General features: G+C 62.3%; 17 protein-coding genes. 6 read left to right on the top strand and 11 right to left on the bottom strand.

From position 1 onward, the window contains the following. The first annotated feature begins 82 nt into the window (after positions 1-82). Complete coding sequence (pncA, locus tag Q9295_RS09000) at positions 83-709, top strand: bifunctional nicotinamidase/pyrazinamidase (protein ID WP_306680208.1); 627 nt, start codon at positions 83-85, stop codon at positions 707-709. Position 710: 1 nt separating this feature from the next. Beyond that, the gene (gene pncB, locus Q9295_RS08995; RefSeq protein WP_306680207.1) at positions 711-2,003 is read left to right on the top strand and encodes a nicotinate phosphoribosyltransferase; all 1,293 of its coding nucleotides are present in this window, start codon (positions 711-713) and stop codon (positions 2,001-2,003) included. 71 nt (positions 2,004-2,074) lie between these two features. Here pncB and Q9295_RS08990 read toward each other — a convergent pair whose 3' ends face one another. The 10 genes from Q9295_RS08990 to Q9295_RS08945 all read right to left on the bottom strand — a co-directional run bounded on the left by Q9295_RS08990 (position 2,075) and on the right by Q9295_RS08945 (position 11,279). Further along, positions 2,075-3,091: an inorganic phosphate transporter gene (locus Q9295_RS08990; RefSeq protein WP_306680206.1), complete on the bottom strand. Its 1,017-nt coding sequence runs from the start codon at positions 3,089-3,091 to the stop codon at positions 2,075-2,077. Between the two features lie 11 nt (positions 3,092-3,102). After that, positions 3,103-3,747, bottom strand: coding sequence for a DUF47 domain-containing protein (locus Q9295_RS08985; protein ID WP_306680205.1), 645 nt, complete (start codon positions 3,745-3,747; stop codon positions 3,103-3,105). 87 nt (positions 3,748-3,834) lie between these two features. Continuing rightward, the gene (locus tag Q9295_RS08980; protein WP_306680204.1) at positions 3,835-4,752 is read right to left on the bottom strand and encodes a phosphotransferase enzyme family protein; all 918 of its coding nucleotides are present in this window, start codon (positions 4,750-4,752) and stop codon (positions 3,835-3,837) included. Further along, the gene (locus tag Q9295_RS08975; protein ID WP_306680203.1) at positions 4,749-6,008 is read right to left on the bottom strand and encodes an aspartate aminotransferase family protein; all 1,260 of its coding nucleotides are present in this window, start codon (positions 6,006-6,008) and stop codon (positions 4,749-4,751) included. Before Q9295_RS08975 ends, Q9295_RS08980 begins: the two co-directional genes overlap by 4 nt. After that, a complete protein-coding gene (gene arfB, locus Q9295_RS08970) occupies positions 6,005-6,427 on the bottom strand; it encodes an alternative ribosome rescue aminoacyl-tRNA hydrolase ArfB (protein ID WP_306680202.1) in 423 nt (140 codons plus the stop codon). The genes Q9295_RS08975 and arfB overlap by 4 nt, the downstream gene beginning before the upstream one ends. 296 nt (positions 6,428-6,723) lie before the next feature. Continuing rightward, on the bottom strand, positions 6,724-7,344 hold the full coding sequence (locus Q9295_RS08965) for a queuosine precursor transporter (RefSeq protein WP_306680201.1): 621 nt from the start codon (positions 7,342-7,344) through the stop codon (positions 6,724-6,726). 67 nt (positions 7,345-7,411) lie between these two features. Further along, the gene (locus tag Q9295_RS08960) at positions 7,412-8,302 is read right to left on the bottom strand and encodes an esterase-like activity of phytase family protein (RefSeq protein WP_306680200.1); all 891 of its coding nucleotides are present in this window, start codon (positions 8,300-8,302) and stop codon (positions 7,412-7,414) included. Positions 8,303-8,316: 14 nt separating this feature from the next. Then, positions 8,317-9,222, bottom strand: coding sequence for a penicillin-insensitive murein endopeptidase (mepA, locus tag Q9295_RS08955; RefSeq protein ID WP_373457447.1), 906 nt, complete (start codon positions 9,220-9,222; stop codon positions 8,317-8,319). Continuing rightward, on the bottom strand, positions 9,222-10,592 hold the full coding sequence (locus Q9295_RS08950) for an MFS transporter (protein WP_306680198.1): 1,371 nt from the start codon (positions 10,590-10,592) through the stop codon (positions 9,222-9,224). Before Q9295_RS08950 ends, mepA begins: the two co-directional genes overlap by 1 nt. 153 nt (positions 10,593-10,745) lie before the next feature. Further along, positions 10,746-11,279, bottom strand: coding sequence for an acyl-CoA thioesterase (locus Q9295_RS08945; RefSeq protein ID WP_306680197.1), 534 nt, complete (start codon positions 11,277-11,279; stop codon positions 10,746-10,748). A 153-nt stretch (positions 11,280-11,432) separates the two neighbouring features. On the opposite strand from Q9295_RS08945, the gene Q9295_RS08940 reads away from it, so the two are divergent. The 3 genes from Q9295_RS08940 to yaaA are packed head-to-tail and all read left to right on the top strand — an operon-like array spanning position 11,433 to position 14,528. Beyond that, a complete protein-coding gene (locus Q9295_RS08940; protein ID WP_306680196.1) occupies positions 11,433-11,711 on the top strand; it encodes a YggT family protein in 279 nt (92 codons plus the stop codon). Positions 11,712-11,714: 3 nt separating this feature from the next. Beyond that, the gene (recQ, locus tag Q9295_RS08935) at positions 11,715-13,754 is read left to right on the top strand and encodes a DNA helicase RecQ (protein ID WP_306680195.1); all 2,040 of its coding nucleotides are present in this window, start codon (positions 11,715-11,717) and stop codon (positions 13,752-13,754) included. Beyond that, positions 13,755-14,528: a peroxide stress protein YaaA gene (gene yaaA, locus Q9295_RS08930; protein WP_306680194.1), complete on the top strand. Its 774-nt coding sequence runs from the start codon at positions 13,755-13,757 to the stop codon at positions 14,526-14,528. 4 nt (positions 14,529-14,532) lie between these two features. Here yaaA and Q9295_RS08925 read toward each other — a convergent pair whose 3' ends face one another. Next, complete coding sequence (locus tag Q9295_RS08925; protein ID WP_306680193.1) at positions 14,533-17,082, bottom strand: response regulator; 2,550 nt, start codon at positions 17,080-17,082, stop codon at positions 14,533-14,535. A gap of 182 nt (positions 17,083-17,264) precedes the next feature. Here Q9295_RS08925 and Q9295_RS08920 point away from each other — a divergent pair, with 182 nt between their 5' ends. Continuing rightward, the gene (locus tag Q9295_RS08920) at positions 17,265-22,715 is read left to right on the top strand and encodes an alpha-2-macroglobulin family protein (RefSeq protein ID WP_306680192.1); all 5,451 of its coding nucleotides are present in this window, start codon (positions 17,265-17,267) and stop codon (positions 22,713-22,715) included.

Raw genomic sequence — 22,715 nt, 5'->3', positions numbered from 1 at the left:
CTTGCGCGCGATTTCAAGCCACTCGCTTGACGCAACCCAAACCGCGACTTACGCAGGTTTTTCAAGCCTGTGGGAGGATGAGATGCGACCGGCTGACCCAGCGCAACCCGCCGATGCCGCGTTGATCGTGATCGATGTGCAGAATGATTTCTGCCCCGGTGGTGCTTTGGCCGTGGCCGAGGGCGATCAGATCATCAACCAGATCAATGGGTTGATGGGGCAGTTCCAGAATGTCGTCTTCACGCAAGACTGGCATCCTTCGGATCACCTCTCCTTTGCCGACAACCACCAAGGTGCGGCACCCTTCACGCTGACCGAGATGCCTTACGGACCGCAGGTGCTCTGGCCGCGGCATTGTGTCATCGGCAGCAAGGGCGCTGATTTTCATCCCGATCTCAACGAAGGCCCGGCGCAAATGGTGATCCGCAAAGGGTTCCGCACCGGGATCGACAGCTATTCGGCCTTTTTCGAGAATGACCGCAGCACCGTCACCGGGCTTGATGGTTATCTCAAAGCGCGCGGTATCACCTCGGTGACCTTGGTCGGCCTCGCGCTGGATTATTGCGTGGCCTATTCTGCCTTGGATGCGGCGGCTTTGGGCTACAAAGTCACCGTTCTTGAAAGCGCATGCCGCGCGATTGATCTTAACGGATCGCTGGCCGAGGCCCGCGACAAGATGCGCGCCGCTGGCGTGACGCTGGGGGGCTAACGTGGTCGATATCGCAACGCGGGTGCACAATCACAATTGGCGGATCGACCCGATCGTCCGCAGCCTGATCGACACCGACTTCTACAAGCTCTTGATGTGCCAATCGGTTTTCCGCAACAAGCCGGACACCTCGGTCACTTTCAGCCTGATCAACCGCAGCAAATCCGTGCGGCTGGCCGAGCTGATCGACGAAGGCGAGCTGCGCGAACAGCTGGATCACGTCCGCAGCCTGTCGCTGTCGCGCGGCGAAAGCACTTGGCTGCGCGGCAACACCTTTTACGGCAAACGCCAGATGTTCCGCCCCGATTTCATGGAGTGGTTCGAGGCTCTGCGCCTGCCCGACTACCACCTTGAAAAACGCGACGGCCAGTATGAGCTGACCTTCGAAGGCACATGGCCCGAGGTCATGCTGTGGGAAATCCCGGCGCTCGCCGTCTTGATGGAGCTGCGCAGCCGCGCCTTCCTGAAGAACATGGGCAAGTTTGAGCTGGAAGTGCTCTACGCCCGCGCGATGGCTCGGGTCTGGGAAAAAGTGGAACGCCTCCGCGCCCTTCCGGCGCTGAAACTGGCCGATTTCGGCACCCGCCGCCGCCACGGCTTCCTGTGGCAAGATTGGTGCGTGCAGGCGCTGCAAGAGGGGCTTGGCGACAAGTTCATCGGCACCTCCAACTGCCGCATCGCCATGCGCCGCGATATCGAGGCCATCGGCACCAACGCGCATGAGCTGCCGATGGTCTATGCCGCCTTGGCCAATAACGATGCCGAGTTGGCGCAAGCGCCCTATCAGGTTCTGGCCGATTGGCATGAAGAGCATGACGGCAACCTGCGCGTGATGCTGCCCGACACCTATGGCACGGCGGGTTTCCTTAAAAACGCCCCTGATTGGCTGGCCAGCTGGACCGGCATCCGCATCGACTCGGGTGATCCGGCCACCGGGGCCGAGACGGCGATCCAATGGTGGCAAGAGCGCGGCGAGGATCCCAGCGAGAAGCTTGTGATCTTCTCGGACGGGCTTGATGTGGCCGAGATCGAAAAGCTTTACGCCCAGTTCCACGGTCGAGTGAAGGTGTCGTTTGGCTGGGGCACCATGCTGACCAATGACTTCCGTGGCTTGGTGCCGGGCGACGGGCTTGCCCCCTTCAGCATGGTCTGCAAGGCGATCAGCGCCAATGGCCGCCCCACGGTCAAACTCTCGGACAATGCCAACAAAGCGATGGGTCCGGCGGAAGAGATCGCCCGCTACAAGCGCGTCTTCGGGGTGGGAGAGCAGCAAGCGGCAGAGATCTTCGTCTGATCATTGGCTTATAACGCCAAGAAAAAGCCCGGGCCAATCGCCCGGGCTTTTCGCATTTCATCAGCCTGCAATCACATGAACTGGGCGCCGATCAGGTAGAAAAGCGCGCCCATCAAGGCCGCGGCTGGGATGGTGATGACCCATGCCCAAACGATCCGCCCAGCCACGCCCCAGCGCACCGCATGCACCCGGCGGGCGGAGCCCACGCCAATGATCGAGGCGGTGATGGTATGGGTGGTCGAGACCGGGATCCCCATCCAAGTCGCCCCGAACAGCGTCATCGCCCCTGCGGTTTCAGCCGCAGCACCTTGGGTCGGCGTCAAACGGGTGATCTTTGAGCCCATCGTATGCACAATGCGCCATCCGCCCATCATGGTGCCCAGACCCATCACCGCAAAGCAGCTGAAGATGACCCAGGGCTCCACGGTGAACTCATCGTAATAGCCGTTGGTGTAAAGCAGCACCGCGATGATACCTGCGGTCTTTTGCGCGTCATTCGAGCCATGACCCATCGAATAGAGCGCCGAGGAGACCAACTGCATCCGCCGGAAGAACTTTTCCGCCCAGACCGGATTGGCCCGCAAGAAAAGCCAACTGATCAGCACGATCAAAAGCACACCCAGCACGAAGCCGGTTACCGGCGACAGCACAATGGCGAAGACGGTTTTTGACAGCCCGCCCCAAACGATTGCGCCAAAACCAGCCTTGGCCACACCGGCGCCCACGATCCCGCCCACCAAAGCATGCGAAGAGGAAGACGGGATGCCAAACCACCAAGTCAGCAGGTTCCAGCCAATGGCGCCCATAAGTGCGCCGAAAATCACGGCATTATTGATAAGGTCGGGCGAGACCAACCCCGTGCCGACTGTGGATGCAACCTTGGTCGAAAAGCCAAAATAGCTGCCGACGAAATAGGCCACGAAGTTGAAAAACGCCGCCCAGCAAACCGCAACAAAGGGCGAAAGCACCCGTGTCGAGACGATGGTGGCAATGGCATTCGCCGCGTCATGCATACCGTTCAAAAGATCGAACAGCAGAGCAACCGCGATCAGGAAGACCAGCAGGAAGGTTACCGATACGGGATCCATCTGGCGCGCCCTTAGACGTGTTCGATCACGATGTCGCCGATCACATGGGCAACATCCTCGAACCGGTCACAGCATTTCTCCAGATGGTCATAGATCTGCGACCCAACCACGAAATCCAGCGGTTTGCCGTCTTGCTTGGCCTTGAACATCTCACGCAAGCCGGCGTCGTTCAGGTGATCGGATTCCTCTTCGATCCGGCTGATCTCGGCCACCAACTCATGCAGCCGCGCGGCATTGGCGCTCATATTGCGCATCAAGGGCAGCGCCTCGGCGACAATGTTTGACAGGGCGATCACCCGGTCCGCCATTTCGCGCATATTCGGCTCAAAGCTGGTGATATTGTAGAGCAAGGCCTTTTTGCCGGTCTTGTTCATCTGGTCGATCGCATCGTCGAGCGTGGTCGACAAAGCCTTAATATCAGAGCGATCAAAGGGCGTGATGAAGCTGCGGCGGATCGATTCCAGCACTTCGTAAGAGATCAGATCCGCCTCTTTCTCTTGCGCCGACAGCTTGGCGCAGCGCGCCGAGGTCTCGGCGCCGCCCTCAACCACTTGCCGCAGGGTCAACGCCGCCTCTTGGGCCTTTTTCGCTTGGGCTTCAAAAAGTTCGAAGAAGTTGTCCGAGCGCGGAAGGAGCGCTCTGATGAAGCTGAACATGGTCGTTTCCGCTGTGCTGATTGTAACGGTTTTGTGACTAACCGCTACAATCAAGGCGCGCAACTGCCTTAGCTGCGCGCCTCTTGGTCACAAAGCCAGCTGTTCAGCCCAGCCCACAGCGCGGGCGATGTGGCGCGCATGCACCGGGTCATTCGCCTCGAGCCGCGGCATCATCCAGCCGACCGAGGCGCAGGTCCGCGCCAGCGTCATTGTGTCGACCAGATCGGTGTCCGTCGTGCCATATCCCGCCATCAAAGCCGCGCGAATCTCGACCCGTGCTGGCTCGTTTAGGTTCTGCGACATGGTGGTGCCCAGATCGTAAAGCGGGAAACCCCAGCCAGAATCGTCAAAGTCGATCAGGCAGACCGAGTTGCCCTGCACCAGAACATTTTCCCGCAGCACATCGGCATGAACAAGCTGGACGGTGTTCAGGGGCGCCAGACGCTCGCGCAAGGCCGCGCGGGCGCGCACCAGCGTGGCGCGCTGCGCCTCCGAGGCAGCCGGATGCTCCCAGAACCGGCCCCAGAACGGCGTCTCGCCGGTCAGCCCGTCCAAATCCCAGCGCGGCCGTTCGAAATCCGCAGGCAGTGTCAGCCCTTGGGTGACATCATGCAATTTGCGGACCAACTGGCCCAAGGCATGGTGCTGGTCCAAAAGCTGGGGCAGGGGGGTGGCAAAGGGCACGCCGCCCTCGCCCAAAGCATCCCCCTCGATCCATTCGATGACCGAAGCCGCGCGGCCATTCGACAGCGTGACCAGAAACTGGCCATCCCGCGCGGGCAAAGCGGCGGGCACCCGCACGCCTTTCTCCGCCAAAGCCGCGCACCACCACAGCTCAGACCGGATCGCGGCATCGGGCTGATAGCCCTGCCGGTGCAGCCGCAATGCCGCGCGCTCGCCCGAAGGCAAACGCATCTCAAACACGGCATTCTCGCGGTTGCGGAGCAATCGAACCGGGTTGCCGCCCCAATGTGCGGCGGCCTCAAGGGCAAGTTCTTCGATCATGCCGGCACCTTGGTCTCGGCCAAAGCCGCTGCCAATGCGTCAATCAAAAGATCAGCATGTTCGATGTCAAAAGCCATCGGCGGGCGGATCTTCAGGACGTTGCGATCGGCCCCGATCACATTCATCAAAAAGCCCCGTGCGACCATGTTTTCCACCAGCTGAACAGAAAATGCCGTGGCACCTTTGTCGCCGTCGCGCAGCTCCACCGCGAAGAACAGCCCATTGGCCCGCACATCGGCAATCAGCGGATGGTTCAGCGCCTCCAGCCGATCCTTCACATAGGCCGAGGACTTCGCCGCGCGCTCTTGCAAACCTTCTTCTTCAATCACCTGCAGTACCGCCATCGCAGCAGCGGCCGAGACGGGGTTGCCGCCAAAGGTGTTGAAATAGCTAAAGACATTGCGGAAGCTCGCCATGATCTCTGGGGTCGTGACGACCGCCGCCACCGGATGGCCATTGCCCATCGGCTTGCCCATGGTGACGATATCGGCCTTAAAGCCCAAACGCTCATGCCCCCAGAAATGGCTGCCCGAGCGGCCAAAGCCCGGCTGCACCTCATCGGCGATGATCAAGGCGCCTTCGGCGCGCAAAGCGGCCTCGGTCGGAGCCAGCCAGCCGGGAGCCAGCGAGGGCAGCCCTTCATTGGCAAACATCGGGCAGATCAGCAGCGCCGAGGTGCCAAAGCCTGCCGCTGCCAGTTCGGCCATTGCCGCTTTCACATGGCCCGCGAAGATCGTGCCGTCGGGGTCAGGCCGCAGCAAAGAATTCGGCGCCGGGACCAGCCGCACATTCGGCCAACGCTCACCGATCTGGGGGCGGCGGGCGGAAAGCTGCGACACGGCAGTGGTATTGCCGTGATAGGTGTCATCGGTGACGATGATCCCGGTCTTGCCGGTCGCCGCCTGCGCCATCCGCAGGGCGATGTCATTCGCCTCAGACCCGGTGCAGGTCAGGATGCCTTGGCCGATGCCATTCTTAAAGGTCCCAAGCAGGCGTTCCAGATAATCCAGAACCATATCATGCAAATAGCGGGTGTGGGTGTTCAGCGTTGCGGCCTGCTTGGCGATCGCTTCCACCACTTTCGGATGGCAATGGCCGACATGCGGCACGTTGTTGTAGCAATCAAGATAGCGCTTGCCCGCGGCATCCCAGAGCCAAACCCCCTCACCGCGCACCAGATGCACCGGGCTGCGGTAAAAAGTCGGCACATTCGGCCCCATCAGCCGTGCCCGCCGCTCCACATGGGTCTCGCTCATTCGTCATCTCCGATTTTGCCCCGCAGGGCTTTAACATCGCCGCGGATGGATTTTGTCGCCAAACGGCGTTTTTGGCTGCCATAGGTGGGTTTGGTGGCGATCCGTCGCTTTGGGGCCACCAAAGCGGCTTGGATCAACTCAATCAGCCGCTCGCGCGCAATTTCGCGGTTGCGGGCCTGAGAGCGCGTGTCTTCCACCTGCAAGACAATCGCGCCTTCACTCGTCCAGCGCCGCCCGGCCAACCGCTTCAATCGCGCCTTCACCGGATCGGGCAAATGCGGCGAGCGTTCGGCCTCAAACCGCAACTCAACCGCGCTGGAGACTTTGTTAACGTTTTGCCCGCCCGGACCCGAGGCGCGCATGAAGCTTTCGCTCAGCTCCCAATCGGCAATCGCCAAAGTATCCGTGACCCTTAACATAGGCGCAAACTAGCCTTGCCGCAGGGTCACCACAAGTCAGCACGGGGGGCAAATCCATGTCGCCAAAAGAGAAAGGGTCGCCTGAGCGGCGACCCTTTCCGAGTTCCAAGGAGATGGGCCAGTTAGGAATTTGGCCCAATCAAGCGGTCTGCCTTACCAAGGGGTTGCCCCTAGTATGCACCCCTCCTGACTGTCCCGACGCCATTCTCCAATATCACTCTAGACACTGGATCACCTCCTTTCAAATGTTGCCGATAGGAGGAGCCTGACACAGATTTTGTGTGGGTCAACTGAATTCACGCAACCTTTGTGATCAATTTCCCGATGGCAATGCGGAACGGGGCCAAAGCCAAGACCGCAATCGCCAGTTTGACAAGGAAGTCCGCCGTGGCAAGCGACACCCAGAAGGGCACCACCGGGCCAAGCCCGATCAGCGGCATCAGCTCGCCCGCCCAAGAAACATCATTGCTGGGTTCCAGCATCGACAGCGTCGCGGAAAAGGCGATGGGGAAGAAGATCGCAGTGTCGATCACTGAGCCCAAAGCCGAGGCGATCAGCGGCGCCTTCCACCAACTGCGCTGGCGCAGCCGGTTGAAGATGACAATATCCATCAGCTGGGCGGTCAGGAAGGCCACGCCCGAGCCGATGGCGACGCGCAAGGTGACCAAGGGGCCGAACTCGCCCATGATCTGCGTGCCAATGGCCGAGCAGACAAGCCCGGTCAGAAAGCCCACAAACACCACCCGCCGCGCGGCTTCGGGGCCGTGCAACCGGTTGGTTATGTCATTGACAAGAAAGGCAAGGGGGTAGGTCAGCGCCCCCCAGGTTAGGTAAAATCCAAGCGGATGTTGAACAAGGATGTTCGAGGCCACAACAACGATGGCCATGGCAAGAATGCCGGGCAGAAGACGGGTCATATCTCTATCCGTTTTTACAAGGTCGCGGAGACTTGGTCCGCGAGCCATTCCCGGGGACGGCGGCGGTCTAGTCCTCTGCGAGGCCCACGTCAACTGGGCCCGCATCTTCGGGAAGGACGTATTCCACAACTTCTTGGCGCAAGAAGAAGTAGAAATTATTGTCCGAGACCATGGTCAGCCGGATCCGTCCCTGCGCATCGCGCCAAATCGCCAGACCTTCAAGATTGTCATGCGTGCCGACCTCGGTTTGCAGCACCGTCTCGCCCGGGCCAGCGCCCTGCGCCCCGATGTCAAACACCCGCACCCGCGAGGCAAAGCCCCGCACCCCGCGAAAGGCGCGTTCGAGCAGGTAGAGCCGGCCATCGGGGCCGAAATCGGCGCTGACCGGCAGGAAGTCTCCTTCACGCGGGATGTCAAAGGGCTGCGACCACTCGGCGCCATCAAAGACAAAGACCGGAAAAGGCCGGTCCAGCGCGCCAGACCGCTCGGGCATTGTGTAAAGCCAGCCCCGGTGATCGATCGCCAAAGCCTCCAGCGCCGAGTTCTTTTGCATCGCGCCAAAGGCCTCGGGCGAGGGCAGATTGCGCGCCTTGGCGCCCAAAGACTCATAGCTGCGGACCCGCGCTGGGCCTTCGAATGAGATGTAGATCCGCCCCTTGGCATCGCGGGCAATGCCTTCGCTGTCATTGCTGCCGCGCTGCAAAGGCGCGCCATTCTCGTCGCGCAACACCTGCATCGGCGCGGTCTCGATCCCGGTGATCATCCCTTCGGCATCGCGCAAGATCTGGCCTTCGGCCATCACCCCATGGTCCGAGAGCACGACAAAACCGCTGCCATCGGCGGCTAGGTCAAAACCCGACAGCCCGCCCAAAAGCGCGTCCGCGCTGGACCAGCGAAAGGCTTGTAGGAAATCGGCCGGTTGGGTCGCCAAAGCACTGCCCTGATAGCCAAAAGCCATCAGGGCGCCAGCGATCAATCCGAGGCGAGAACGTCGCGACATTGCTTGGGCAAATCCGCCATCGTGTATTCGCGCGGGCGCTTCTTGCGCGGTGCGGCCTCTTCGTCCTTCGGCTTCGGCGCGGCTTTCGGCGGGTTCAGGTAATCCGTCACCCACCAAGTCAGCGTGTCATCACAGCCATTGCCGCCGTTCGACAGCTCGGCCACCGTCGGCGTCTGCGTCTCGCAATGCCGCGCGCCCTTGGGGCATTTCAGCCGCACATGGAAATGCGTGTCATGCCCCGCCACCGGGCGCAGCTTTTGCAGCCATTTCTTATCGCCGCGTTTCGCCGTCTTGCAGATCTCGATCTTGATCGAGGCCGCAACGAAAATCCGGTCCACCCGCGGGTCACTTGCCGCCGCTTTCAACAGCGCGCGCGCCGTCGGCCCCCAAGCATCGGTCACCGTCCGCTGATTGGCCGAGCGCATCGGGATTGAGGAGATATTCTCGCGCTCTTGCACGCTTAGGTTCAATCGCTTCGGCGCCAGCCACCAGATATCGGCATCGAGCCCGATCTGATGCGAGGCATGGCCCGAGGTCATCGGCCCGCCGCGCGGCTGGCTGATATCGCCGATATAAAGCCCCTTGCCCCAGCCCAAAGCCGCCGCTTGCGCCGAAAGGTCGACCAGATACTGCACCATGACCGGATGGCCAAAGTTACGCTCACGCGAGAGCCGCATCGCTTGCCATGTCGGCCCGGTCTGCGGCAACTCCACCAACCCCGCCGCGCAACCGCGCGAATAAGAGCCGATCGGCATTGGCTTTTGCGCCGAAGGCGTGGCTTTCGCGCCGAAAAGCTGATTGGCCAAGGGGTCCGCCGCGCCTTGCGTGGGCAGCAAAAGGGTGGCCCCGATCAGGGCCGCACTAAGGATTTTAGGGATCATCGCGACTGCTCACCTTTGGGATTGACCCAAATTAGCAGGATCAAGCCAATGAGGAACAGGGCAATCAGCGGCGAAATACCGATGCGCTGCGATCCGCTGATCGCCGTCACCAGCGCGATCAGCACAGGCGCGACAAAGCTCGACACCTTGCCCGAGAGCGCGAAAAGGCCAAAGGCTTCGGTGGCGCGTTCGGGCGTGGTGTGGCGCACCATCATCGTCCGGCTCGAGGCCTGCAAAGAGCCCCCCGCCGCCCCGATCAGCGCCCCGCAGACAAACAGAATTTGGTCCGAGGCCGAGCCCGCCGGGTCCAAAGCAAAGCCCCAGATTTGCTCACGCGTCATTCCGACGATCAGCAGGCAAATCGCGATCAGCACCACGATGCTCAGCGCAATCACCGGCTTAGGCCCATAGCGCCGGTCCGCCTTGCCGCCCAGCCACGAGGCGAACACCGCCGATGCCGCCCCCACCAGACCAAAGATGCCAATCTGGCCAATGCTCCAGCCCAGCACGCCTTTGGCATAGACCCCGCCAAAGGCATAAAGCGCGTTCAACGCATCGCGGTACAAAAGCGACGATCCCAGATAGGCCACCAAGCTGTTGCGATAGCGCAATGAGGCCAGCATCTCTTTCACTTGGCCAACGGCCTTTTTGACACTGATTCCAGCGGCTTGGGTCTTCGGCTCTTTCACCCACAGAAAGAACGGCACCATGAAAACCATATACCAGATCGCGGTGAAGGGCCCCACGACCCGCGTGCCAATCTGCGTCTCGGCATCCTCGCCCAAGAGCGGGTTCAGCCCCAGATAGGTCAGCCCGTTCTCCGGGTTCGGCACGAAGAGCCCCAGCATGACCACCAAGGCCGCCAGCCCGCCCAGATAGCCAAAAGCAAAGCCCGAGCCCGAGATCGCGCCCAAATCCTCATGATCCGACAGGCTTGGCATCAAGGCATTGGTGAAGATCGTGGCAAATTCCATGCCGATAAAGCCAAGGCCAAAGCAGATCACCGCCCAGTAAAGCACGCCGATATCGCCGCCCGGTGCCACCCACCACAACGCCCAAGCCCCCAGCACATAAAGCGCCGAGAAGATCCAGATCCAGACCATCCGCCGCCCGGTGCTGTCCGCCATCGCCCCCAAAATCGGCGCAAGAATGGCAATGACGACCGAGCTGCCCGCAATCCCCCAGCCCCAGAAGCTTTGCGCCGCAGCGGCGGCGGCATCGGGATCAAGGCCTTGGCCGAAATAGTAACCCATTGCGATTTCGGTGAAATACGGCCCGAACACAAAGGTCAGCAGCAGGGTGTTATAGGGCTGGCTGGCCCAATCAAAGAAATACCAGCCCCAGATCCGTTTGCGCGGCGAAATCATCTTGGTCCCCATCCCATTCGCGGGCAGTGAACCCGCAAACCATCGGCCACGCAAGCAGCCTAGAATAGGGCTGCCGTGGCAATCTGGCTGTCTCGGTGACAGGTCTTGCGCGCCGGGACCAGCCCTTTGGCGCGAAAATCTTGAAGGCTTGGGTTAGTTTTCTGGCGGCCAAGGCCGCTCGGCATCGGCGGCAATCCAAGCCTGCACCCATTGGGGCAGGGCGGGGCTCTCCGCCTCTAGCCCCAAAGCCAGCGCCATCTCGGCAGGCGGCACGATGCCGCGCTGGCCTTGGGTGATCGCCGATCTCAGCAAGGCTTGCGAGGTGCATTCGCCCCGCACCCACATGCTTTGGTCCATATAAACAAAGCGATGGTCCCAACCCACCAGCTTTGTCCGCATCTCGATCCGGTCGAAAAGCTTCACCCTTTTGCGATACCGCACCGAGGCCCCGGCCACCGCCATGCCCCAGCCCTTGGCCCGTGCAATCTTATGCAGGCCCGAGCGCGCCGCCATCGGAATGCGCCCCAGATCATACAAAGTCAGCGTCCGGCCATTGTTCAACTCGCGCCACGGATCAATATCCTGCGGCCAGCACAGATGGTGGCTGACATGCACGTCAAACGGATGCATCGGCGCGGCCCGCCGCGTCTTCAGCATTTCCTTAATCATGCGCAGATAGGGATACATTGAAGGCGCCTCCTGTCCCTTGCCGCCTTGGCGTAAGGGCAAGCAGAAGGCAAGTGTGACCCGGCGTTGTCATGGGGTGCGGCCGCCAATGCCCTTGTGGCCCGCCTCAGGGATGTTCTACAAGATCTGGCGTCTTGTCGTAAGGAAACACCAATGATTGCGCTTCGCGAAACGTTGCTTTTGATCCTCAACATCGCGCAATGGATCATCTTGATCCATATCATCATGTCTTGGCTGATCAATTTTCAGGTGCTCAACCTGCGCCAGCCCTTGGTCGCACAGGTCTGGGGCGGGCTGAACCAGCTGCTTGAGCCTTTGTATTCGCGCATCCGCAACATGCTGCCCGCCGCTGGCGGCATCGATTTTGCCCCGCTGATCGTCATCATCGCGATCTTCTTTTTGCAAAGGCTGGTTGCCACCGGCGGGCTCTGACCCGTGAACCAAGCGATTGAGATTCTGCGCCGGGTCTTTGGCTTTCCCGGCTTTCGACCCGGTCAGGAAGAGATTGTCGCGGCGGTCCTTGGCGGCCGCAATACGCTGGCGATCATGCCAACGGGTGGCGGGAAATCCCTTTGTTATCAACTTCCTGCGCTTTGCCGCGATGGGGTGACCGTGGTCATCTCGCCGCTGATCGCTTTGATGCGCGATCAGGTCCGCGCTTTGCGCGAGGCGGGGGTTGAGGCCGGTGCGCTGACCTCTGGCAATACGGACGAAGAGACCGAAGCCGTCTTTGCCGCGCTGGATGAGGGCCGTCTCAAGCTTCTTTATATGGCGCCCGAGCGTCTCGCCTCGATGGGCACTTTGCCGCTGTTGCGCCGCATCGGCGTGCGGATGATCGCCGTGGATGAGGCGCATTGCGTCAGCCAATGGGGCCATGATTTCCGCCCCGATTACCTGCGCATCGGCGATCTGCGCCGCAGCCTCAATGTGCCGCTCGCCGCCTTCACCGCCACCGCCGACGAAGAAACCCGCGCCGAAATCGTCACCCGTCTTTTCGACGGCCAAGCGCCCGAAACCTTCCTGCGCGGCTTTGATCGGCCGAATATCCACCTTGCTTTCGCCGCCAAAGACTCGCCGCGTGAGCAGATCCTGCGCTTTGCCGCCGCCCGCAAAGGCCAATCCGGCATCGTCTATTGCGGCACCCGCGCCAAGACCGAGGCGCTGTGCACCGCCCTCAAAGCCGCGGGCCACCCCTCGCTTTACTACCACGGCGGCATGGATCCCGACGAACGCCGCATGGTCGAGACCCGCTTTCAGCGCGACGACGGGCTGATCGTCACCGCCACCGTCGCCTTCGGCATGGGCATCGACAAGCCCGATATCCGCTGGGTCGCCCATGCCGACCTGCCGAAATCCATCGAATCCTATTACCAAGAGATCGGCCGCGGTGGCCGCGACGGGTTGCCCGCCGAAACCCTCACCCTCTACGGCGCCGACGATATCCGCTATCGCCGCAGCCAGATCGACGAGGGCCTTGCCCCGATTGAGCGCAAGCAGGCCGACCACGGCCGCTTGAACGCGCTTTTGGGTCTGGCCGAGGCGATCGGCTGCCGCCGCCAAGTGCTCTTGACCTATTTCGGTGAGGCGAGCGCCCCTTGCGGCAATTGCGACCTTTGCAACACCCCGCCGCAGCTGTTCGACGCCACCGCCCCGGTCCGCAAAGCGCTCTCCGCCGTGTTGCGCACCGGCGAGACCTATGGCGCGGGCCATCTGATCGACATCCTCACCGGCTCGATGACCCCCAAAGTGACCGAGCGGCGGCATGACCTGCTGCCCACCTTTGGCGTTGGCAAAGAGCTGAACAAGACCGAATGGGGCACCGTGTTCCGCCAGATGATGGGCCGCGACTTTCTGCGCCCCGATCCTGAACGCCACGGCGGCCTTGCGATGACCGAAGCCGCCCGCCCGGTCCTGCGCGGCGAAGAAAGCGTCACCTTCCGCAAAGAAGCCGCCCGCCTCAGCCCGCGGCTTCAGGTAAAAGTCCAAGTGGATGAAGAGGATGCACCGCTCCTCTCCGCCCTCAAAGCCAAGCGCCGCGCCTTGGCCGAGGCGGCCTCCGTGCCCGCCTATGTCATCTTCGCCGACCGCACTTTGATCGAGATGGCCGAGAAACGCCCGCAAACGCTGGACCAAATGGCCGAGATCACCGGGGTCGGGGCGAAGAAGCTTGAAAGCTTCGGCCTGGCCTTCCTATCGGTCATCGCCGGTGCGACCGAAGCCCCGCATCCTGCCCGTATGGCGCTTGCGGGCCGCCCCGCTGGAGCCGTCTTCGACCGGCTGGCCGAGACCCAGCTGCGCTTGCAGCGCGGCGAGGATGGCACCGGCAAGCCCTTGTCTTGCAACAACTCTACCTTACGCCAAATCGCCGAACGCCGCCCCCGCTCGCTCCCCGAGCTTGAGGCGGTGCAAGGCATGGGCGCCCAGAAGGCCGAGCGTTTTGGCGCGGCTTTTCTGGCGATCCTTCAGGAGAATTGAATGCTTTGCGTGCTCTCTCCAGCCAAGAAGCTGGACGAAAAACCGAAAAACCTTGCGGCCGATGTGGCGCTTACCCAGCCGCAGTTCCTGACGGAAACCGCCGCCCTTGTGCAGCGCGCGCGTGAACTGACGGTGCAGGATCTGCGCAAGCTGATGCATCTCTCCGAGCCTTTGGCGGTGCTCAACCGCGACCGTTTCGCCGCCTATCAAGACAGCCCCGAAGCGCCGCTGCCCGCTTTGCATGCCTTTGCCGGTGACACCTATGTCGGCCTTGATGCGGCCAGTATGTCCGAGGATTCCCGTCATTGGGCCAAGGGGCATTTGCGCATCCTTTCAGGGCTTTACGGGCTCTTGCGGCCTTGGGACGCGATCCAAGCGCATCGGTTAGAGATGGGCACCAAGCTCTCCAACCCGCGTGGGCCCGATCTTTACGCCTTCTGGGGCGACCGCGTGGCCGAGGCGCTGAATGCCCAAGCCGAAGCCGTGGGCACCGATATTTTGGTCAATTGCGCTTCGACCGAATATTTCACCACCGCCAAGCGTAAGGCGCTGAATTTGCGCGTCATTACCCCGGTCTTCTTGGAAGAGCGCGGCAATGAGGCCAAGGTCATCTCCTTCTGGGCCAAAAAAGCCCGCGGCTCGATGGCGCGCTACCTTTGCGACCACCACCTCACCGACCCGCAAGATCTGCGTGACTTTGGCATCGGCGGCTATGGCTACCGCCCAGACCTGTCCGAAGGCGACCGCATGGTCTTCAGCCGCGCCGAACCCTAAAAGCTCACGCCGCATCCTCGCCCAAACCGGCGATGCTTTCGACCTCCGCTGGGCAAAATTCGGCCAAAGCCCCGGTGATCGCCGCTTTGCGCAAGGGTTTGGTCAGGTAGCGATCAATCCCGGCGGCCAAAATCTCCGCGCCATCGCCCTCCATCGCATGGGCGGTCAGCGCCACGATCGGCACATGCGCCCGCCCGGCCTCCTCGGCCCGGATGGCGCGGGCGGCGTCGCGCCCGTCCATTTGCGGCATCGAGATATCCATGAAGATCAGATCCGGCCGAAACTCCCGCCAGATCTCCACCGCTTCCAAACCATTGTTGGCAAAGCGTAAATCGATATCGATCGTCTTCACCATCTTCTGGAACACCAGCTGATTGGTCTTATTATCCTCGGCCGCCAAGACCCGCATCCGCCGTTGCAGCACCGGGGCCGCAACCGGCAAAGCCGGCTCGGCATCCAGCACAACCCCGCCAGAAGAAAGCTCTGCCAAGCGCCGGAAGAGATCTGCCCGCAACACCGGCTTTTGCAAAAACGCCGTGATCTCCGCCGCAGCCTCCTGCCCCCGCGCTGCACTTGGATTGGAGGACAGCATCACCATCGGCAGGCCATGCCCCGCCGCCCGCACTGCTTTCGCCAAGTCCATCCCGTCCATCTCGGGCATCATATGGTCCAAGATCAGCACATCATAAGCCGCATCCTCGGCCAGCGCCGCCAAAGCCTCCGCGCCCGAGCGGCAAAGCCGCACGGCCATGCCGCAGGTCACCAACTGCCGCTCTAAAATCGTGCGATTGATGAATTGATCGTCCACCACCAAGGCCCGGCGCAGGTTGATCGGCTGACGCGCCGGCACCGCGCCTTCGGCCAAGGGCAAAGTCACCCGAAACCCAAAGCATGAGCCTTTTCCCGGCTCACTATCCACCCAAACCGCGCCCTCCATCCGCTCGATCAAACGGTGCGTGATCGCCAGCCCGAGGCCGGTTCCCTCATAACGGCGGTTGCCTTCGTTCTCGACCTGATTGAATTCGCCGAAAATATGGTCGAGCTGCCCCGGATCAATGCCAATCCCGGTGTCCTCCACCGTGACATGCAGCTGCTGGCGGCCGTCTTCGACCTCCATCCCCACCACCCGCGTCAGCACATGGCCGTGGTCGGTGAACTTCACCGCATTGCCGATCAGATTGGTCAAAACCTGCCGCAGTCTGACCGGATCGCCCACATAGCGCGTCGGCAAAAACATATCGAAATCGATCATCATATCAATGCCTTTGGCCCGCGCGCGGGGCTGCAAAAGCATCGTCACCTCGTGGATTGTGTGTTCCAGATCAAAGGGTTCTGGATGGATCGCCATCCGCTCGGCTTCCAGTTTCGAATAATCCAAAATGTCATTGATGATGACCAAAAGCGCTTCACCCGAAGACCGGATCGTCTCGGCAAAAAGTCTTTGCTCCTCGCTTAAACTGGTGTCGCACAGCAGCTCTGCCATCCCCACCACGCCATTCATCGGCGTGCGGATCTCATGGCTCATATTGGCCAAGAAGGCCGATTTCGCCCGGTTTGCCGCCTCGGCCTGCAGCCGCGCTGCATCCAAAGCCCGCTGCTGTTCGCGGATCTGGGTGATGTCGATGCGCAAACCCACGCGGCCGCCATCGGGCGTCACATGGTCCGATTCCAAGATCCACCGGCCCGAGGCCAATTGGCTTTCGCTGCTTTCTTTAGCCTCACGGAATTGCCGCAACCGCCGCGCCAGCCAACCATCTTCATGGCCTACCGCTTCGGGGATCTGGCCCTTTTCCAGCCCGTGGCGCAGCAAGCTTTCAAAGCTGGTGCCGGGCTCGATCACATCGGCCGATTCGGGGAAAAGGTCGCGGTAGCGTTGGTTGCAGGTCAAAAGCCGTTCCTCCCTGTCAAAAAGCACAAAAGCATCCGGTAGCGCCTCAATCGCGGCCCAGATCCGCATCTGTTCGGTGATGTCGAGGATCAGGCAGACCATGTCGCCATCTCGCGCGCGGCGGTCGATCAGCTTGATCCAGCGGCCCGTCGACAGCCGCACCGTCTCGGGCGAGAGCCGCTCGGCGCTGATCCGATCACACAAGCGTGTGATCCAATCCTCTGCCGCCTCGCCTTGGCCGTCGACCATCCCGGTCTCGGCGGCAAAGCGGATCATCTGGTCATAGGGCGTGCCGGGGCCAAGGCCGGGAAAGAACGCCAAGAACGCGTCATTGGCCATCACCAGCCGCAGGCCCGCATCAAAGACCGCAAAGCCATCGCGGATGGTGTTGATGGAAACGCGCAGCCGCTGTTCGGCCATCACCGCCGCGGTATGCGCGCGGTCAAGTTCTTGCAGATACCGGCTGTTTTGGCCCTTCAAAAGCTCGGCTTCTGACCGCACCGAATGCACCACCTGCCGCTGCTCGACGATTTGGTCCGAGAGGGCGCGGGCATGCAAAGCCAGCTTTTCATTGGCAGCATAAAGCTCACGCGTGCGCTGCTCCAGCAGACGCTCGGCCGCCAGCCGGGCGCGCCGTTCCTGAGCAAGTTTCTCCATCAGGTCCATAGGGCCCCGCGCCGTCTTCTGGCCGCTCACCGGGGGCCCAAGCCGCAGGGGCCGGGTCCGGTATTTAGGACTACCTTCGCGCAGCAAAGTGAACCAAGACTTAACGCTGACTGGCGCAGCGCCCTTGCTGGATGAGGGGACGCGTGCCAAGCTTCGCCCATAGTTCAGCAGGGGTTACTTTTATGCGCAGCTTTGCCAAGGCCGTTGTGGCCACCGTTTTCTTGGCGCTTCCCACCGCAAGCCTCGCACAAGAGCTGATCCCTGAACGACGCGCCGCGATCTCGGTCGACACCGATCTGCCCGGCGGCGATATCTCTTCGCTCTTTGACACCACGCAAGACGCCTGTGAGCGCGCCTGCATCACCAACACCCGCTGCGAGGCCTATACGTTCAACACCCGCAACGGCAGCTGCTTCTTGAAGCAAGGCGCCGGGGAGGCGGAGAGTTTCGCCGGTGCCGTCTCGGGCCATATCATGGTGGCAGATCCGGCGCTGGTGGCCAATGCCCCCACCCGCCGCGCCGAGCTGAACTTCCTCAGCGATTGGGAGTTTGAGACTGCGACCGAAATGGCGCAATCGCTTGGTCGCCACCATTCCTCAGGCCCGTGGAGCGCCGAAGAGCACCTTGCCTCGGCGGCTGAAAACGAAGCCTCGGGCAATTGGGCAATGGCCACGGCCTTCACCGGGGCCGCGCTTGCGGTGGCAGACAGCGCTGATCTTTGGCTTGAATATTCCCGCCGCGCATTGGCCGCAGGCAAGATCGCAGGCTCGGACCAGTCGTGGTATCAAAGCCGCGCGTTTCCCGCCGCCGTCAACGCCTACCTGCGTGCAGGCGCGCCCGCTCAGCGCCACACCATCCTCGTCTCGATGGCCTTGGCCTTCGAGGCCCAGGGCCGTGGCAGCGATATGGTCAAAGCCCTGCGCCTTGCGCAATCGCTGCAAAGCCGCGCCGATACCGAGGCGCTTTTGGACGAAGCCATTGGCAAATATGGCTTCCGGGTCTCGGACAGCAATGTGCAATCCGACCTCGCCCGCCCGCGGATCTGCGCGACCTTCACCGATGATCTGGTGCCTTCGGGCGTCGATTACGCCAATTTCGTCAAGCTTCCTGCCGCAGGGCTCTTCGTCGAAAGCGATGGCTACCGCAACCTTTGCGTCGTGGGCGTTGAACATGGCGCGCGCTACACCGTCACCTTCCGCGAAGGCCTGCCCGCCAAAGACGGCCAAAGCCTTGCCAAATCCATCGATGTCACGCTTTACGTCCGCGACCGCAGCCCCGGCGTCAGCTTCCCCGGTCGTGGCTATGTCCTGCCCAAAACCACCGAAGCCGCACTTCCCGTCCTGTCGGTCAACACCGAAAAACTGGACCTGACGCTCTTCCGCGTCACCGACCGCAACATTCTGCGGGCGATCCAGAACGACTATTTCGGCACGCCGATCCCGGAATGGAGCAGCGAGAGCTTCACCAATGACATCGGCGAAGAGATCTGGCACGGCAGCGCCAAAGTCGGGCAAGAGGTCAACAAAGACGTGACCACCCGCCTGCCTTTGGCCGAGCCTTTGCAAGGTCAACCCGCCGGCATCTACGCCCTGCGCGCCGAAGTTCCGGGCGTCGATCCCTATACCACCCCGGCCAGCTGGCAATGGTTCGTGGTCTCGGACCTCGGCATCACCTCGATGTCGGGCGTTGACGGGCTGCATGTCTTCATCCGCAGCCTTGGCACGGCGCAAGCCAAACCCGGCACGCAGGTGGAGCTGTTGAACCGCGCCAATACCATCTTGGCCACCACCACCGCTGATGAGCAAGGCTATGCCAGGTTCGAGCCCGGCCTTTTGCGCGGCACCGGCTCGGCCGCGCCCGCGCTGGTCGTCGTGCGGGATGGTGACGCCGACCTTGGTTTCCTGTCGCTGACCGATCCTGAGTTTGACCTCTCTGATCGCGGCGTCGAAGGGCGCGAACCCGCGCCCCCGGTCGATGTCTTCCTCACCACCGATCGCGGCGCTTACCGCGTGGGTGAGACGGTCTTCGCCACCGCTTTGGCCCGCGACTCTCTGGCCGATGCCGTCGAAGGCCTGCCGCTCACCGCCATTCTGATGCGTCCCGATGGTGTGGAATACTCCCGCCAACTCGTTGAAGACAAAGGCGCAGGCGGCCATGTCTTTGCTTTGCCCATCGCCGGTGCCGCCCCGCGCGGGGTCTGGACGCTCAAGGTCTTTGCCGATCTCGAAGCCGCCGCCTTGACGCAAAAGACCTTCCTTGTGGAAGACTTCCTGCCCGAGCGGATCGACTTCACCCTTGCCTTGGGCGACACGCCGCTCAGCCTCTCCGGCCCGCGCGCCACGCTGGACATTGATGCGCGCTACCTCTTCGGCGCGCCGGGTGCCGATCTGGCGATCGAGGGGGAAACCCTCCTGCGCCAAGCCTTGGGCCTCAAAGCCTATCCGGGCTACCAATTCGGTCGCCATGACGATGCTTTCGCCGCCCGGATGGAGCCTTTGTTTGCCGAAAACACCGATGCCGAAGGCAAGGCCAGCGTCGAAGTGACCCTGCCCGAACTCTCCGATCCCGGCCGTCCGCTTGAGGCCCGCATCGCCGTCCGTGTCGCCGAAGGCTCAGGCCGCCCGGTCGAACGCCGCCTGACGGTCGAGCTTGCCCCCTCTGCCGCGATGATCGGCATCAAGCCGCTCTTTGAAGACGTCGCCCCCGAAGGCACCGATGCCCGCTTCTCAGTGATCGGCATTGGCAAGGACAGCCAGCCCGCGCCCATGCAGGTGCAGTGGAAACTGAACCGCGTGCAGACCGATTACCAATGGTTCCAAAGCTATGGCGATTGGAACTGGGAACGGGTCACCTACCGCACCTTGGAAGCCGAAGGCGAAGCCCAGCTCGGCCAAGATCCGCTGGAAATCTCTGCCCCCGTCAAATGGGGCGAATATGAGCTGGTCGTGACCCGCGCCGATGGCGAGATTGCAGCCTCTTCGGTCCGGTTCTGGGCCGGTTGGTATGCACCCGCCGAGGTGACCTCGACCCCCGACACGCTTGAGCTGTCCTTGGACAAAGAGGCCTATACGCCGGGTGAGACCGCGCAGCTGCGCGTGGTGCCGCGCGCGGCCGGTACGGCACTGGTCACGGTGCTCTCCAACCGCCTGATCGCCATGCAAACCGTTGAAGTGAAAGAAGGCGAGAACCTGATTTCCCTGCCGGTGACCGAAGAATGGGGGGCAGGGGCTTACGTCACCGTCTCGGCCCTGCGCCCGATGGATGAAGCCGCCGGGCGCAACCCGGCGCGGGCCTTGGGTCTCTCTTATGCCGCCGTTGACCCCGGCGCGAAGGCGCTGAAAACCACGATCGAGATGGCCGCAGAATCCGCCCCGCGCGCGCCTTTAGAGGTCGCGGTCAAGGTCGAAGGCGTGGCTGCGGGCGAGACGGCCTATGTCACGCTGGCGGCGGTCGATGTTGGCATCCTCAATCTCACCGGCTTCCAAGCCCCTGATCCCAAAGGCCATTACTTCGGCCAGCGCAAATTGGGCATCGGCATCCATGACGTCTATGGCCGCCTGATCGACGGTCTCAACGGCGCCACTGGCGAGGTCCGCTCGGGCGGTGACGCGGGCGCGCAAGCCGCGCTCAACGCCCCACCCCCGACAGAAGAGCTGGTTGCCTATTTCACCGGCCCGCTGACCGTGGGCGCCGATGGCTATGCCCGCACCAGCTTTGATCTGCCCGCCTTCAACGGCAGCGTCAAAGTCATGGCCGTGGCATGGAGCAAATCCGGCATCGGTCAAGCGGATCAAGAGGTTCTGGTGCGCGACCCGGTCGTCGTCACCGCCAGCCTGCCGCGGTTCCTGTCGCCCGGCGATGAAAGCCGCCTCTTGCTTGAGGTGGTCCATGCCACCGGCCCCTCGGGACGGATGAGCCTTGATATCATCGGCAATGGCGTCACGCTTGGCGCGGTGCCTTCGGGCTTTGAGCTGGGCGATCTGGCCAAGCAAGTCTTTGAAATCCCCGTCAAAGCCGAAGGCGTCGGCCTCCAGACCATCGACGTCAACCTGACCACGCCCGATGGCAAAACCCTTAAAAAGACCCTCAACCTGCCCGTGCAGGTCAACGACCCCGAGATCGCCAAAGTCTCGCGGCTGGAGCTGAAGAAGGGCCAAAGCTTCACCTTCGATCAAGCGGTCTTCGCCGATATGATCCCCGGTTCGGGCAAATCGGTGATGGCCATCGGCCCCTTGGCCCGGCTCAACGCCCCCGGCCTTCTCGCCGCCCTCGACCGCTACCCCTACGGCTGCACCGAGCAGATCACCTCCCGCGCGCTGCCGCTTCTCTACTTTGACGAACTCGCGCAGGTGATGGACCTCAAAGGCGCCGACAACATCCAAAAGCGCATTGATGAAGCCGTGGTCGAGATCCTCTCTAACCAAGGCTCCGAAGGCGGCTTTGGCCTTTGGTCGGCAGGTTCGGGCGATATGTGGCTCGACGCCTATGTCACCGACTTCCTCAGCCGCGCCAAAGCCCAAGGCTATATGGTGCCTGAGCTTGCGCTGAAAAACGCCCTCAGCAATCTGCGCAACCAAGTGAATTACGCGCCCGATTTCGACGACAATTCCAACGGCGGCGGCACGGCGCTGGCCTATGCGCTGATGGTGCTCGCCCGTGAAGGCGCGGCCGCCATTGGCGATCTGCGCTACTATGCCGATGTCAAAGCCGACAGCTTCGCCACCCCCTTGGCGCAAGCCCAGCTTGGCGCGGCACTGGCCTCTTACGGCGACCAACCCCGCGCCGATGCGATGTTCCGCAAGGCCGGAGCCAAAATGGCCGAAACCGCGCGCCAAGCCGAAGGCCAAGTCTGGCGCGCCGATTACGGCACCCACTACCGCGATGCCGCCGCGCTGCTGACCCTCGCCGTCGAATCCGGCTCTACCGCCGTCGATGTCGAAGCTTTGGCCGACCAAATCGCCAGCACCAGCGTCAACCGCTCGACGCAAGAGGCGACTTGGGCGCTGATGGCCGCCAATGCGCTGATCGACCGGCCCGACAGCACCGGCATCCAGATCGATGGCGCCCCCGCCACCGGCCCCTTGGTCAAAGTCCTGACCGATGGCCAAGCCCCGGTTCAGATCACCAACGAAGGCCCCGACACCACGATCACCCTCACCACCTACGGCGTCCCGGCCGAGCCGGAACCCGCAGGCGGCAATGGCTATGCGATCACCCGCAGCCATTTCACCCTGACGGGTGAGCCGGTGACGCTGGATCAAGTCACCGCCGGTGACCGTCTGGTGACCGTGATCGAGGTCACACCTTTCGAACGCTCCGAAGGGCGCCTCATCATCGCCGATCCGCTGCCCGCCGGGTTTGAGATCGACAACCCCAACCTGATCAGCGCCGGGGCGACGGCCAATCTCGACTGGCTCGACGCGCTTTCCGAGGTGACGCATAGCGAGTTCCGCCAAGACCGCTTCATCACCGCGCTCGATTGGACTTCGGCCAGCAGCTTCCGGCTCGCCTATGTGGTCCGCGCCGTCAGCCCGGGCACCTTCCACCACCCCGCGGCCTCGGTCGAGGATATGTATCGCCCCGATTACCGCGCCCGCACCGATGCAGGCTCGGTGACGATCACCGCAAAGTAA

It is taken from the genome of Pseudogemmobacter lacusdianii, assembly GCF_030848395.1.
GTDB lineage: Bacteria > Pseudomonadota > Alphaproteobacteria > Rhodobacterales > Rhodobacteraceae > Pseudogemmobacter > Pseudogemmobacter lacusdianii.
This window is presented reverse-complemented; position numbering and strand designations above follow the sequence as displayed.